Raw genomic sequence first — 14,533 nt, 5'->3', positions numbered from 1 at the left:
AACTTTTCTAATCTTTTGAGTATTCGTTGACAAAGACTTGTTCTTAGATGTATAATGAATTTGTAAAATAATTCACAAAGAAATAGAGGTGATAATATGCAATTATCACGATATGTATTAAGTCATAAACTTGATTCAGGTACGGTCTATTTTAATACTAAAAATAATCATTCTTTTTTTATAACAAAAGAATTGGAAGAAGTAATCTCTCATAATAAAGAGATAGCAAGAGATTATTATAGTTATCTTGAGCAGAATATGTATTGTTCTGAAGAGAATGAAGTAGATAAATATCTACAACAAATTCAAGATACTAATAATGAGGTTTTAGAGTTTACAATTTTAACACATGGTGATTGTAATTTTCGATGTAAATACTGCTATGAGCATTTTGAGAATATCGGAATGTCAGAAAAAACAGAGCTAGCAATTTTAAAATTTGCAGAGGAAAAGTTAAAAACAGGTGTTTATAGGTATTTAAGAATTTCTTGGTTCGGTGGAGAACCACTATTAGGATATGCAACTATTCAGCGATTATCTACAAAATTTTTAGAACTTTGTGATCAGTTTGATGTGATATATTCAGCTAGTATAACGACTAATGGATTTTTACTTACAAGTAAGAAATTTGAAGCGTTAGTATCTGATTATCATGTTTCAAGTTTTCAAATTACTCTTGATGGTGATTGTGAAAGTCATGATACACAACGAGTTTTAAAAAATAAAAAGGGGTCTTATCTTCGTATTTTAGAAAATTTGCATCGTATGAAAGAAACTCCTCTAAATTTCACTTGTGTACTTCGTTTTAATGTTTCTAAAGAAAATTACAATCACATGGAATTGTTTTTACTGAATGATGGCGAATTTTTTAAAGGTGATGATAGATTTTTAGTAATGTATCATAACATAGGAAATTGGGGTCAAGGTGACCGTTCTAGGGATGATTGTGTTACATTATTAAAAGATGATGCAAGTTATGAGTTGTCAATTAGAGCATTAAACTTAGGATACAAGTTATGTTCACCGAATATAGTTATTCATAATTCGTTTAGTTGCTACGCAAATCGATTAAATCATTATATGTTTAATGTTAAAGGTATTGTACAATCTTGCACAGTAGCCCTATACAATAAAGAGAATATCTTTGGAAATATCAATACTGGATTGATTAACCAGAATAAATTAAAGAACTGGAGTATTATGGTCAGAGATGATTGTAAAGGGTGTCCATTTGTTCTGGTATGTAAATCAGGCTTTTGTCCAATGGCCAAGCATATTACAAAATTAAATTCTGATTTTATATGTGAAAGTATGAAAGAGAGAATTAAAAAAAATCTAGCACTTTTTGCTTTATCCAAGTTATATGAAGATATTTTAGATGTGGACTAGAAAGGAGATCATATTTATGGTTGTCAAAAAAAATAATCAAATCCCTAAGAGACCTGAAAATGTGACTAATATTTGCAATTATTGTAAATAATGTTTCTAAATTACAGAGAGGTGTGCTAGCCTCTCTATTTTTTCCAGGAGAAACTTATGATTCATATCTTTAAATATCTTGATAAAAAAACAAAATACCTAACTATTATTGGGGCACTGGCAAATGGAGGTCTCGCTTTGGGGCAACCCTTGGTTGTTGCCAAAGCATTATCGATAGATCAAAATAACCTTACCTATTCTTCTATTTGGAAATTTGCCCTCTTTGGTTTTTCTGTCTATTTCGCTTTGTATAGTCTAATGTTATTTTGTAATCATGCAAATAATGTCTTTCGACGTGAAATTCACATGAATATCCGAACGGCATTGTTTCATAAGTTAATGGAAGACAGGGAATATAGTGAAGATGAAAAGATTACCATGCTGACACAGGATATGGAATTTTTAGGAGATAACTTTTTTGAACGCTATATGACTATTTCATGTTGGGGATTTGGAGCGCTGATTACGGCGATCTATATCATTGCCCAAAATGTTTTATTGGGTTCTATCTTTGTTTTCTTCACGATCTTACGTCCCATTCCACAATTCTTAATGAATAATAAGCTAAAGAATTCAGGGGATGAAATGTCTCAGGGAAGAACAGCTGTTCATAACCAAATCTCTGATAGTATTCGAGGGGCTCAAACCTTGCGGATGAATCAAGCCTTGCCTGAAAATTCTCAGCGCGTCTGGAATATCAATCTTCGTTATCAACGAGCCATTCAAAAGTTTGCTTTTACCCATAATATTGTTTTCTTTTGTAATGGTTTCATGGTCTTTCTTAGCCAAGTACTCCCCTTGGTATTGGGGTTCTTCCTTGCCATGCATGGTCATCATGTTTCAGTGGCTAGTCTGGTTGCAATGTATATTGCCGCTGGTCAACTGGTAGGTCCTATACAAAATATCATGTATGATGTGGTTGAAGTACAAGGAGCCAAAACAACGGCAGAAAAGATTTTCGGGATTTTAAATCGAGAAGATAATAGTGAATCGGACAATCATTCGATCTCACAAGTAGAAGAACTAGAAATTTCTCATTTAAGTAAATCTTATAACGGTAGAGAGATTATACACGATCTTAATCTAGCCATTCAACAAGGGGAAAAAGTTCTCATCAAAGGTCCAAGTGGCTGTGGGAAATCAACCCTCTTTCGAATGATCACAGGGGAAGAAAAGGCGGATGATGGGACGATTACTTGTCGGACAAGGGATGGAGCAAAAACAAGTTATTTTATTCGTCAGGTAGGTATTATCAGTCAGCATCCTTTCCTCTTTAATGATACTGTTCGCTACAATCTTAGTTTGGGACAAGAGTTTTCAGATCAAGAATTGGAGACTGCTTTGAGACAGGTCAAACTCGACCATGAACTAACTGATGGACTTGATTTTGTAATCACTAATAACGGAGAAAATATTTCAGGCGGACAACGAGTCCGGATTGAACTAGCCCGCTTCCTTCTTCGTAAAAAGGATATTTTATTAGCAGATGAGGTAACTGCAGCTCTTGACGTAGAAAATAGCCAGATGGTTCGAGACTTGATTTTCTCACTACCGATGATGGTGTTAGAAATCGCTCACCATATTGATTATGAAAGTCGATACGATCAAGTCATTGAACTAAGAAAAAATTGAATTATTTTCATGATAAGATAATGTGGTATCGATTAATAGTTGCAGTCGTTTTATGATAAGAAGAAAGCTTCTGAAACGTTAGATTTCAGAAGCTTTTTGTCTTTAAGTTTTGAGTAAGTTATAATTTTCTGTGATATTTAGGATATTTAAAAACATAGAAGTATTTTTGTAGACTAATTTACAATTTTTCCAGTATTTTACCAAGTAGTTCTTCTAACTTTCCTAAATCTCCATAGACTGTTCCGTCCATATAAAGATTGTAAACCTCGTCATCTTGCTCCACACGTATTTGTGCAGAGTATCCTTTTGATAATGCTAAGGAACGAATGACTTCTCGTTGAGTTCGTCCATTCCCTTCTCGAAAGGGATGGAAATAATTAAGATTATCAAGAATTTTTGCTAATTGTTTAATAATCTCATCTTTTGAATTAGCAGTTTGATAATAGGTATGAATAAGGCGGTTTATATATGCTTGGGCAGTACTGAAAGATTGTATTGACATAAAAGGATTCCCATTTTTTGAGATATTCACCTTGCGATATTGTCCTGACCAGGCATAAACATCCTGAAACAAATAGTTATGAATGGCTAAAATATTACTCATGGAATAGACTTCAATGGCTTTCAAGCGCAAGTCTGCAAGTCTTTTAGTAACGAATAAGTGTTCATTTCGATAGGCTTCTTCAATATTTGTAACATTTTGTTTGTTGATTAAGACTGTGGAATTTGGATAGGTATATTGGTGATGAGGGTCAATGTACTTATAGCCTTCGTATTGATTTTTAACCAATATTCAATTCCTTTCGTCTGTTGATAACATAAGTTTTTAAGTCAATCACATCTTGAACAGTAGGTTCATAATTTTCAATCATTGATGACCCAATAGCATACCAGACAGTATCAAAATCTGAAAAGTTATCAAAGGGAATCCCTAAAATTGTTAATTCTTCTTTATTTACATCAAGAGTCATGGCACACCTCCTTGTATAGAGTTATCCTTATTATACCATAAAATCGGTATTTTCACCTAAAGGATAGAGACTGTTATTAAAGTATGAATTTATGATAAAACTAAAAAATAACAAGTTATACAATAAAAGTATCAATTTCTTATAATAAAAGAGGCACTTTGGCCTCTTTTACTCTCCTTCAAACACTCTGTCACTGTCCATTTACTGTCCAATATACTGTAACACATCTATAATTTATTGATTTAAACGGATGCGAAATCCCTTAATACCAGTATTTTGATAAATAACAAGACTTTAAGAATCTTAAATTAAGTCTTGCATATTCATCATAGTAATTACATTCCTTCCAACTTCTGAAATTTACAGTTCATTATACCATTTTTTAGACGCTTGGAAAAGCTTTGGATAGTAATCATGAAAAGCTTCTTTCACTCCGGATGGATTTTTAAGCTTTCACTACAAAATGAAAGAGAGCCTTTTTGAGCCTCTCTCAGAAAAATAATAAATTGTTTTAGGATAAAATCATCGAAGCCACAATTGGACTAATGAATACATACAAAATTCCTGTGATCCCAATTGCCAATCCTGCCATAGCACCGGCCACATGACCATACTTAAACGCTGTCCCTGTTCCTACTGCATGTCCTGTACCGCCAAGGGCTAACCCAATAGCTACTGGATCTTTTATTTTTAACAGTTTCAATATCGTTGGACCTAAGACACTTGTTAATAATCCAGTTGCTACAACTACCACAAGAGTGATGGTCGTAATTCCTTGCATTTTTTCAGTAATCCCAACTGCCATTGCAGTCGTAACCGATTTTGGAAAGAGTGAAATAGCTAGAAAATACTTCATCCCAAATGCTTTCGCGATCAAGGCTGTAAAAATCGTATTCACAATAACCGCTACTGTTGAGCCGATCAAAATACTTCGTGCATGATGTTTCATCAAATGGAAACTTTTATAGAGAGGAATCCCCAAGGCGACTGTTGATGGTCCAATCAACTGATTTAACAGGGAACCACCGACATAGTAATCCTTATAAGAAATTCCTGTAATCATTAAGAATAAGATAACGATTACTGTAGCCACTAAAAGTGGCGTTGTTATTGGATGGGGATACCTGCGGAAAATTAACATTCCAATCAAATAAGCCCAAATAGATAAGACAATCCCAAATAAAGGATTACTCGCAAAATTAGCCATGCTTGCGTCCCCCTTCTGGATAATCACCCTCAAAACGATTTTTTATAAAACTAACCACGATTGCAATTAAAGCCACATTGATGACCAAGGCTCCAAGTAGAATCAACATGATTGGAAACAGATAAGGCGCAATCACATGAAACTTATCCATAATACCGACCGCAGGGGGAAGAAACAGAATCGTCATGTTTGCTAATAAAAAATTTCCTACCATATTGACGTGGCGCATGCGTAATAACTTAAACTGCAATAATAAAAATAGGATCAACAGTCCGATCATACTTCCAGGAATTGGTAAGTGTAACCCATCAGAAATGATTTCACCAATTAATGAAATCGTGAATATAATCGTCAGTTGTACATATAATTTCATCTTCATCTCCCTTTTTATGGATCATTTCCAATAAGGATTCGTATCCTCGCTTCTGCTTACTTAGAAGTAAACATCCATTTATCCCTATCAGTTTACTCCTTTTCGGAAAATTTGCAAGCTTTTTTCTAAAAAAATAAAACAAATTACCAAATATTGAAGCTACTATTTTGATTCATGACATCCATTTTATGATACAATGAAACCAAAAACGGTTAAGTTACCATGAAAGGATCTACATGACTCATTTTCACACCATTGTCATCGGTGGTGGCCCAGCAGGTATGATGGCGACCATTGCCAGCGCCTCTTATGGCCAACCTACGCTACTGATCGAAAAAAATAAAAAGTTGGGCAAGAAACTTGCAGGTACCGGAGGAGGTCGCTGTAATGTCACAAACAACGGGACCTTAGACGATTTGATGGCCGGTATCCCTGGAAATGGCCGTTTCCTTTACAGTGTGTTTTCCCAATTTGATAATCATGATATCATCCAATTTTTTACCGATAATGGCGTCAAGTTAAAAGTCGAAGATCATGGCCGGGTCTTTCCTGTTAGTGATCAATCTCGCACCATTATTCAAGCCTTAGAGAATAAGATCCTTGAGCTTGGTACTAGCATTGCCACCAACTGTGAAGTGGTCTCTGTCACCAAGCCAGAAGACGTCTTCATCGTCAAATCATCTGAAAACACTTGGACAGCCGATAAGCTGATCGTTACAACAGGAGGCAAATCCTACCCCTCTACCGGCTCTACCGGCTATGGACACGAAATTGCCCGCCACTTTAAACACACCATCACCGATCTCGAAGCGGCAGAAAGTCCTCTTTTGACAGATTTTCCACACAAGGCCCTCCAAGGGATCTCTCTGACAGATGTGACCCTCAGCTACGGCAAACACATCATCACACACGACCTGCTCTTTACCCATTTTGGACTTTCTGGCCCTGCAGCCCTTCGGATGTCCAGCTTTGTTAAAGGCGGGGAAATCTTATCTCTGGACCTCCTTCCGACAACCTCTTCTCAAGAGTTAAAAGACTTTCTAGAAGAGCATCGAGAAAAGGCGATTAAAAATAGTCTCAAAGTCCTGCTTCCTGAACGATTAGCTGATTTCTTGGCGCAAGGATTCCCTGAAAAAACCAAGCAACTCACTCCTCCTCAGACAGAAGAGCTCATTCAAAAGATCAAAGAGCTGCCCATCCCCGTTACTGGGAAGATGTCACTAGCCAAGTCCTTTGTGACCAAGGGTGGTGTCAGCCTTAAAGAAATCAATCCTAAAACCCTAGAAAGCAAGCTCGTTCCTGGACTCCACTTTGCAGGAGAAGTCCTCGATATCAATGCCCATACAGGCGGTTTTAATATCACATCCGCCCTCTGCACCGGTTGGGTAGCAGGGAGCCCTCATTACTAATAGAAATTTACTAACTTTATTCTTCATCTATTGAAATAAAATTTTTAAAAATTCTTTACAAGTTAGTATTTACTTGATAGAATGGATTGGTATAAAATTTATAAAGGAGATTATTAGAATCATGGATTTTGATTTTAGTGTTAAACTCTTTTCAGAGTTTATTGGAACGGCTTTGCTGCTTATCCTCGGAAATGGTGCAGTTGCAAACGTCGAATTAAAAGGAACAAAAGGTCATCAAAGCGGTTGGCTTGTCATTGCGATCGGATATGGGATGGGAGTAATGATTCCAGCCTTAATGTTTGGTAATGTTTCAGGAAACCACATTAACCCAGCCTTCACTCTTGGACTTGCAGTTAGCGGACTCTTCCCATGGGCAAATGTTTTACCATACATCGTTGCTCAACTTCTTGGAGCTATGTTTGGACAATTGGTTGTCGTTGCGACTCACCGTCCATACTACATCCAAACTGAAAATCCTAACAACATCTTAGGAACATTCTCAACGATTTCTAGTTTGGATAAAGGAACTCCTGAATCACGCAAAGCTGCTACAATTAATGGCTTTATCAACGAGTTTGCCGGATCATTCGTCCTTTTCTTTGGTGCCCTCGGCTTGACGAAACATTTCTTTGGTGCAGAAGTTGCAGGTCTTGCTCAAAAAGCTGCTGCTGAACAAGGAGGAGTCTTTGATGCTAGCACATCAGCAGCAAAATTGGCTTTATCACAAGCACACGCTTCAGGTTTAGGAATTGCTCACTTGGCTCTTGGTTTCCTTGTTATGGCTCTTGTTACGTCACTTGGAGGTCCTACTGGACCTGGTTTGAACCCTGCACGTGACTTTGGTCCTCGTTTGGTCCATGCCTTCCTTCCAAAGTCTATCTTGGGAGAACACAAAGGGGATTCTAAATGGTGGTATGCTTGGGTACCAGTTGTAGCCCCAATTCTTGCTGCTATCTTAGCTGTATTATTGTTCAAAGTTATCTATCTTCGTTAATCTATCTAAAAAAACGAACTCGATTTTCCATCGAGTTCGTCTTTTTATTGTTCTTTGGTTAATGAAAAACGGAAATCATTGTATTTGTTGTAGTCAAATGGTGTATTGGTAGCCGTTGTGAAAACAATCGGTGTATAGTGTCCTTCTTCCAAGATAAAACCAGGTTCGAGTCGGAAGTCAGCGACACCCAGACCTGTGATCCCTGGAAGCAAGGCATCAGCCCCATCCAATCCTTCTGAATCCCAATAGTAGATATTGCCTGTTGCTTGGACGGCTCTTGCTGTATAGGTAGCTGTCCGAGTTGGTTCGCTATCATTTTTGAAGCTAACCACTGTTGTCACATCTCCATTGGCATCCACTGTCATTTTAATCGCATCCGCTTGTGGGCTAGATCCTACCCAAGTTCCCACCAATTCTGCAGGGACAGTAGCTTGCGTCGTAGCAGACGCATTCTCGGTCTTACCAGAGTCTTTTGAAGTTGTCGCGCTACTTGCTTGAGTCGAAGAGCTAGCTGTATCGTTTGCCTGAGAAGAAGATGCTGCACTCTTTTTGCTATTGCTTTTGGCTTTTTTCTCTACCTTGCTGGTAGATGCTTTTGCGGATGAGGTAGCTGTCTTTTTATCCTTTGCACCACAACCACCGAGAGCTAGACCAAGTGAAGCAGCCACCAGAACAGCGGCACTCCAACGGAAGATTGATTTTTTCATAAGATCACCTTTTTATCTTTCTGACTCCCATTATACTCCAATTATTACAAAAATCAAGTTTTTTTATAATAATTGTAACCTTCTTGTAACATATTTTTACATTTAAAATACCAATCGTAATAGGGCGATCAAGACAATTCCAAACAAAACGGTTCCCATAAGGTTTTTGTAACGAAAGGCTACAAAGAGACTGGGAATGGTCACCACTAGGTCCAACCAGTGGAGCTGCGGGGGGCTTCCAATTTTCCCATCTACTAAGCTTGATAAAACCAAGGCAAAGATAATGGAAATGGGCAAGTATTTGAGAAAGCGGGTTACAGGAGCCGGCAGTCCCTTGTATTTGACTAAGAGGAAGGGCAAGATCCGAGGAATCCAGGTAACGAGGGCTGAGGCCAGAATGGCCATGAAGATATAATTATTCACGCGCATCACAGACCACCCCCACAAAACAGCCGATCAAGGTCGCAGCTAGCACAGCTAGCGGTTGCGAAACAAAAAAGAGTAAGAAAAAGAAACTCACTGCTACTGCTAACAGCACCATGAGCATGGTCTTGGTCTTTTCTGTCAGTTGCATTCCTTGAAACTGGGCTGCAAAAATCCCAATAAACATAGCCACTAAAGCAAAATCAAGCCCAAAAGCCTTTGGATCAGGTAGGAGAGAGCCTAGAGCTGTTCCGATAACCGTCGCACTGATCCAGGCCACATAGCCTACTAGATTGTTCCCATGCATCCAAGGAACTGTAATGGTATCCGTCTTTAACTTCTCACTCAAGTAGACCCCATAACTCTCATCGGTCAGGAGGCTTCCAATCCCAATGGTATGAGCGAGACTAGCATCCTTAAAGTCAGACGACGTATGCAGACTCATCAACATATTACGGAGATTGATCAAACACACCGTCAAGGCCATATTCAAGATCGAAGAGTGGGCCGCAATCAGAGAAATCATCGCAAACTGGGCCGCCCCAGCATAGACCAATACACTCATCAAGGCCATCTCCAAAGGAGAAAGATAGGGAGACGCTACCACACCACAAGCCAGGCCAATACTGATATAGCCCAAAGCCGTCGGTAGCGCGTCCCTCACCCCCTGCCAAAAATCTTTTTCCACTCTCTCACTCCTTTCTGAATCATTAACCTCTATTATAACACAAGAAAAAAGGTTGAAAAAGGACCAATGAGAGAGAAAGCTTTATAATCCCTTCCCTCGCCAATCTTTCATTCCTTCTATCATACCGAATTTTCTTTTGACTCGCAAATCCGCTACTAGTTGGTGAGATCCCAGCAAAAAAGCCATTGGACCTTGCACATCCAATTGGCTCCTTTTTCTTATTCGATTCCTTCAAAGGCTAGGCTTGGTTTGGCGTTGAGGTCCCAGCCTGCGAAGTTTTCTTTATTCCACTCGCTGACACTGGCATAGGCGATCATCCCTGCATTGTCCCCACAGAGGCGCAGAGGCGGAATGATGACCTTAACATCGGTGATCTCAGAAGCCAAGCGTTCACGAAGGCCTTGGTTGGCTGCGACGCCACCAGCGACGACTAGAGTCTTGACTGGATATTTCTCCAAAGCTTTCTTGGTCTTGGCCATGAGAATGTCTAAGACGGCTGCTTGGAAACTCGCTGACAGGTTCGCATTGGAGAGACTTTCTCCTTTTTGCTCGGCATTATGGTGCAGATTGATAAAGGCCGATTTGAGCCCTGAAAAGGAGAATTCCAGATTGTCTTCCTTGATCATGGCCCGTGGGAAATCATAGATATCAGATCCTTGGTGGGCCAACTGATCAATCTCACGTCCTGCTGGATAGGTCAAGCCCATGACGCGCCCGACCTTGTCATAAGCCTCTCCGACAGCGTCATCACGGGTCTCTCCGACGATCTTATAATCACCAGCTTCACTGACGTAGACTAGCTCGGTATGTCCTCCACTCACCAGCAAGGCCAAAAGTGGAAACTCTAAGGGCTCGACGCTTTGAGCGGCCATCAAGTGCCCTGCCATATGATTGACAGGAATCAAAGGGAGGCCGTGCGCCCAGGCAAAGGCCTTGGCTGCAGCTAGGCCGACCAAGAGAGCCCCAACCAGGCCTGGACCGTAGGTAACAGCCACAGCTGTGACATCGGCTTCTGTGATGCCGGCTTCTTCCAGGGCTTCTTCAATACAAGCGGTGATGACTTCCACATGGTGACGAGAGGCTACCTCAGGCACCACCCCACCAAAACGCTTGTGACTTTCGATTTGACTGGCAATGACATTGGACAAGAGTTGGTCGTCATTTTTCAAGACAGCCACACTGGTCTCATCGCAAGATGTCTCAAAAGCCAAAATATATCTATCTTTCATTTAGATTCCTCTTCATGATCACAGCATCCTCTATGGGATCGTGATAGTAGTTTTTCCTCCGTGCAATTTCTTCAAAATGCATTTTTTTGTATAGGCCTTGGGCCGGTTGATTGGACACGCGCACTTCTAAGAAAATCTCTTTTTGGTCGGGCAACTGCGCAAGTAACTGCTGAGCTAGGCCTTGGCCTTGAAAGGCACGCTTGACCGCAATCTGTAGGACCTCTGCTTCATAGAGAGTCTCTTGAATAGCAACAAACCCAAGGACTTGCTCTTCATCCACAGCTAGGAAATAGGAGGTCGATTCCTGCTCTAAATCAGCTTCAATCTGCTCTAACTTCCAGGGACTAGCTTCATAGACATCTTCCATCACAGCGATAATGGCGGCCGCATCCCGGATGCTCCCTTTCCTAATTGTTCCTTTCATCATAGGCGCTTGATGTAAGAGGTCGTTGTTTCCGTGTGGTCTTTGAGCCAATTTTCCTCCGCTTCGACCCGTTTGAGATAATGAGGGACAAAATCATGGAGGCTAACAGGCGCTTGTTTGAGACCGAGACGTCCGATTTTCACTGCATCTGGCAAGGTTTCATAGTAAGTAGCCCTTGGCAGGCTAGAGGCAATCTGCTCCTTAAAGGCCGTGACTTCTCCGACAAAGGTGACCTGCTCACTGGTCGCTGCACGCTCTAGGACTTCCTCAAATGGAAAATGCCCTTCTGGTGCGACCAGCTGATCTTCTTGGTAAAAACCTGCATAAACGTTGTTCCGACGGGCATCCATGACGGGCACTACCAAACCATCTAGATCATCTGGCACTAAGGCTAAGAGGCTCGAAATCCCGACCAATTCAATCCCTAAGGTATGAGCCAAGGTCTTTGCGGTTGCGACCGCAATGCGCAGTCCAGTGTAACTCCCAGGACCTTCTGCCACCACGATGCGGTCCAAGTCCTTGGGTGTCAAGTCGATCTGTTGCATCAAAAAATCGATGACCGGCATCAAGGTAATACTATGATTCTTTTTAATGGTTAATGTTGTTTCTGCAAGTAGAGTCTCATCTTCTAAAATCGCTACAGAAAGAGCCTTACTCGAGGTATCAAATGCTAATAATTTCATTTCCTACTCCTCTTGAACTGGATTATATTATACTACAAATTCCCTTCAAATCCCAGCGAAACTCTCCTCTAGAGCGCAGGATTTTCATATCCAAAACCGCTCAAAAGCTTCTCTATTATAGGTCCTTGCCTCTCTGACTTTTCCAGTCTATCTTTTACTTACAGGCGAATTTATGATATAATGATAATTAATTGTATCGAATCAGGTCCACTAGTTGCGAGTAGGAAACTCTAGTGATTGCACTCCTTCGCAGCTAACAAATGGGCCGAAATAATGAAAGGAAAATTACTTCATGATTTACAAAGTTTTTTATCAGGAAACAAAAGACCGCAACCCTCGTCGTGAAACCACGCATGCACTTTATCTCGATATTGATGCACCAAATGAACGCGAAGGACGCATCCAAGCACGTCAATTGGTTGAAGCAAACACAGATTTCAACATTGAATTTATCACACCACTTTCTGAGCAACACCTTGCTTACGAGAAAGAGTCAGGTGCTTTTGAACTAACGGAGTACTAATCCATGGCTTATACCTTAAAACCTGAAGAAGTTGGTGTATTTGCCATTGGTGGACTCGGAGAGATCGGGAAAAACACCTACGGGATTGAATACCAAGATGAAATCATCATTGTCGATGCCGGAATCAAATTTCCAGAAGACGACCTCCTTGGGATCGACTATGTAATCCCAGATTACTCTTATATCGTTGACAATATCGATCGCGTCAAAGCGGTCCTCATTACCCACGGACACGAAGACCACATCGGTGGGATTCCTTTCCTTTTGAAGCAAGCCAATGTCCCTATCTACGCTGGACCTTTGGCGCTTGCCTTGATCCGTGGAAAATTAGAAGAGCACGGTCTTCTTCGTGATGCCAAACTCTACGAAATCAACCAAAACACTGAGCTTCAATTTAAAAATCTTAAAGCAACCTTCTTCCGTACGACTCACTCGATTCCAGAACCTTTAGGGATTGTGATTCACACCCCTCAAGGAAAGATTGTTTGTACCGGAGACTTCAAATTTGACTTCACACCTGTTGGAGAACCGGCTGACCTCCATCGTATGGCGGCCCTTGGAGAAGAAGGCGTTCTCTGCCTGCTCTCAGACTCAACCAACGCAGAAGTCCCAACCTTTACCAACTCTGAAAAAGTAGTTGGCCAATCCATCATGAAGATCATTGAAGGCATCCACGGACGCATCATTTTTGCTTCCTTTGCTTCGAATATCTTCCGTCTCCAACAAGCAGCTGAGGCAGCTGTCAAGACAGGTCGCAAGATCGTCGTCTTTGGACGTTCAATGGAAAAAGCCATCGTCAATGGAATCGAGCTTGGCTATATCAAGGTCCCTGCTGGAACTATTATCGAGCCAAATGAGATCAAAGACTATGCGGCCAATGAAATCCTGATCATGTGTACAGGAAGCCAAGGAGAGCCAATGGCAGCCCTCTCTCGGATTGCCAACGGAACGCACCGCCAAGTGCAACTCCAACCAGGAGATACCGTGATCTTCTCTTCTAGTCCAATTCCTGGAAATACAACCAGTGTGAATAAATTGATCAATACGATTTCTGAAGCGGGTGTCGATGTCATTCACGGGAAGATCAACAACATCCATACTTCTGGACACGGGGGGCAACAAGAACAAAAACTCATGCTCCGCTTGATCAAACCAAAATACTTCATGCCTGTCCATGGTGAATACCGGATGCAGAAGATCCACGCAGGACTTGCGCGTGATTGCGGAGTGGAAAAAGACAATATCTTCATCATGAGTAATGGTGATGTCCTTGCCCTTACAGCCAACTCTGCTCGGATCGCAGGAAGCTTCAATGCTCAAGATATCTATGTCGATGGAAACCGCATCGGGGAAATCGGGGCTGCTGTCCTTCGTGACCGGAGAGACCTTTCCGAAGACGGTGTCGTGCTTGCTGTTGCGACTGTTGACTTCAAATCGAAGATGATCCTGGCTGGACCAGACATCTTGAGTCGTGGTTTTATCTACATGCGTGAATCAGGAGATCTGATTCGTGAAAGCCAACGCATTCTCTTCAATGCTATTCGTATCGCCTTGAAGAACAAAGATGCCAATATCCAAACCGTCAATGGTGCGATTGTCAATGCCCTTCGCCCATTCTTATACGAGAGCACGGAACGTGAACCTATCATTATCCCAATGATTCTCACACCAGATGACGAAAATTAACAAAACAACCAGTTGAAACCACTGTTTCAACTGGTTTTATGATGACTATTTGAGGATCAAAAAGAGAGTGGGGCAGAAATCGGTAATTCGTTAGAATTCGATTTC

16 protein-coding genes are annotated in these 14,533 nt (G+C 40.8%); 6 read left to right on the top strand and 10 right to left on the bottom strand.

Annotated elements, in window-relative coordinates:
• Nucleotides 1-96 precede the first annotated feature (96 nt).
• Nucleotides 97-1,389: a radical SAM/SPASM domain-containing protein gene (locus HMPREF2904_RS00550; protein WP_070659327.1), complete on the top strand. Its 1,293-nt coding sequence runs from the start codon at nucleotides 97-99 to the stop codon at nucleotides 1,387-1,389.
• A gap of 147 nt (nucleotides 1,390-1,536) precedes the next feature.
• Complete coding sequence (locus tag HMPREF2904_RS00545; protein WP_070659326.1) at nucleotides 1,537-3,111, top strand: ATP-binding cassette domain-containing protein; 1,575 nt, start codon at nucleotides 1,537-1,539, stop codon at nucleotides 3,109-3,111.
• 178 nt (nucleotides 3,112-3,289) lie between these two features.
• Here the strand turns inward: HMPREF2904_RS00545 and HMPREF2904_RS00540 are convergent, their stop codons facing one another.
• The 4 genes from HMPREF2904_RS00540 to HMPREF2904_RS00525 form a co-directional block, all read right to left on the bottom strand.
• Nucleotides 3,290-3,901 carry a Fic/DOC family protein gene (locus HMPREF2904_RS00540; protein WP_070659324.1) on the bottom strand — a complete coding sequence of 204 codons (612 nt, stop codon included), beginning with the start codon at nucleotides 3,899-3,901 and terminating at the stop codon, nucleotides 3,290-3,292.
• The gene (locus tag HMPREF2904_RS00535) at nucleotides 3,894-4,082 is read right to left on the bottom strand and encodes a hypothetical protein (RefSeq protein ID WP_014713950.1); all 189 of its coding nucleotides are present in this window, start codon (nucleotides 4,080-4,082) and stop codon (nucleotides 3,894-3,896) included. Before HMPREF2904_RS00535 ends, HMPREF2904_RS00540 begins: the two co-directional genes overlap by 8 nt.
• Nucleotides 4,083-4,593: 511 nt before the next feature.
• Entirely contained in the window at nucleotides 4,594-5,289 is a 696-nt protein-coding gene (locus HMPREF2904_RS00530; protein ID WP_003008843.1) for an LrgB family protein, read from the bottom strand.
• A complete protein-coding gene (locus tag HMPREF2904_RS00525; protein WP_037615613.1) occupies nucleotides 5,282-5,662 on the bottom strand; it encodes a CidA/LrgA family protein in 381 nt (126 codons plus the stop codon). The genes HMPREF2904_RS00530 and HMPREF2904_RS00525 overlap by 8 nt, the downstream gene beginning before the upstream one ends.
• A gap of 236 nt (nucleotides 5,663-5,898) precedes the next feature.
• Between HMPREF2904_RS00525 and HMPREF2904_RS00520 the strand changes: the two genes are divergently transcribed.
• The gene (locus tag HMPREF2904_RS00520; protein ID WP_070659323.1) at nucleotides 5,899-7,071 is read left to right on the top strand and encodes an aminoacetone oxidase; all 1,173 of its coding nucleotides are present in this window, start codon (nucleotides 5,899-5,901) and stop codon (nucleotides 7,069-7,071) included.
• A 121-nt stretch (nucleotides 7,072-7,192) separates the two neighbouring features.
• On the top strand, nucleotides 7,193-8,065 hold the full coding sequence (gene gla, locus HMPREF2904_RS00515) for an aquaglyceroporin Gla (protein ID WP_070659322.1): 873 nt from the start codon (nucleotides 7,193-7,195) through the stop codon (nucleotides 8,063-8,065).
• Nucleotides 8,066-8,109: 44 nt separating this feature from the next.
• Here the strand turns inward: gla and HMPREF2904_RS00510 are convergent, their stop codons facing one another.
• From HMPREF2904_RS00510 to tsaB, 6 genes are all read right to left on the bottom strand, one after another.
• Nucleotides 8,110-8,772 carry a hypothetical protein gene (locus tag HMPREF2904_RS00510; RefSeq protein WP_070659320.1) on the bottom strand — a complete coding sequence of 221 codons (663 nt, stop codon included), beginning with the start codon at nucleotides 8,770-8,772 and terminating at the stop codon, nucleotides 8,110-8,112.
• 102 nt (nucleotides 8,773-8,874) lie between these two features.
• The gene (locus HMPREF2904_RS00505; RefSeq protein WP_176744589.1) at nucleotides 8,875-9,201 is read right to left on the bottom strand and encodes an AzlD domain-containing protein; all 327 of its coding nucleotides are present in this window, start codon (nucleotides 9,199-9,201) and stop codon (nucleotides 8,875-8,877) included.
• A complete protein-coding gene (locus HMPREF2904_RS00500) occupies nucleotides 9,188-9,883 on the bottom strand; it encodes an AzlC family ABC transporter permease (RefSeq protein WP_070659318.1) in 696 nt (231 codons plus the stop codon). The genes HMPREF2904_RS00505 and HMPREF2904_RS00500 overlap by 14 nt, the downstream gene beginning before the upstream one ends.
• 218 nt (nucleotides 9,884-10,101) lie before the next feature.
• Nucleotides 10,102-11,112, bottom strand: coding sequence for a tRNA (adenosine(37)-N6)-threonylcarbamoyltransferase complex transferase subunit TsaD (gene tsaD, locus HMPREF2904_RS00495; protein ID WP_070659316.1), 1,011 nt, complete (start codon nucleotides 11,110-11,112; stop codon nucleotides 10,102-10,104).
• A complete protein-coding gene (rimI, locus tag HMPREF2904_RS00490) occupies nucleotides 11,102-11,539 on the bottom strand; it encodes a ribosomal protein S18-alanine N-acetyltransferase (RefSeq protein WP_070659310.1) in 438 nt (145 codons plus the stop codon). Before rimI ends, tsaD begins: the two co-directional genes overlap by 11 nt.
• Nucleotides 11,536-12,219 carry a tRNA (adenosine(37)-N6)-threonylcarbamoyltransferase complex dimerization subunit type 1 TsaB gene (gene tsaB, locus HMPREF2904_RS00485; RefSeq protein WP_070659308.1) on the bottom strand — a complete coding sequence of 228 codons (684 nt, stop codon included), beginning with the start codon at nucleotides 12,217-12,219 and terminating at the stop codon, nucleotides 11,536-11,538. The genes rimI and tsaB overlap by 4 nt, the downstream gene beginning before the upstream one ends.
• Nucleotides 12,220-12,511: 292 nt before the next feature.
• Here tsaB and HMPREF2904_RS00480 point away from each other — a divergent pair, with 292 nt between their 5' ends.
• Both HMPREF2904_RS00480 and rnjA read left to right on the top strand, forming a co-directional pair.
• Entirely contained in the window at nucleotides 12,512-12,742 is a 231-nt protein-coding gene (locus HMPREF2904_RS00480) for a DNA-directed RNA polymerase subunit epsilon (RefSeq protein WP_003008866.1), read from the top strand.
• Nucleotides 12,743-12,745: 3 nt separating this feature from the next.
• Nucleotides 12,746-14,428: a ribonuclease J1 gene (rnjA, locus tag HMPREF2904_RS00475; RefSeq protein ID WP_003008868.1), complete on the top strand. Its 1,683-nt coding sequence runs from the start codon at nucleotides 12,746-12,748 to the stop codon at nucleotides 14,426-14,428.
• Nucleotides 14,429-14,533 lie beyond the last annotated feature (105 nt).

Source organism: Streptococcus sp. HMSC072G04 (assembly GCF_001813295.1).
Taxonomy (GTDB): domain Bacteria; phylum Bacillota; class Bacilli; order Lactobacillales; family Streptococcaceae; genus Streptococcus.
The sequence above is the reverse complement of the archived record's forward strand: the minus strand, read 5'-3'. Positions and strand labels throughout refer to the sequence as shown.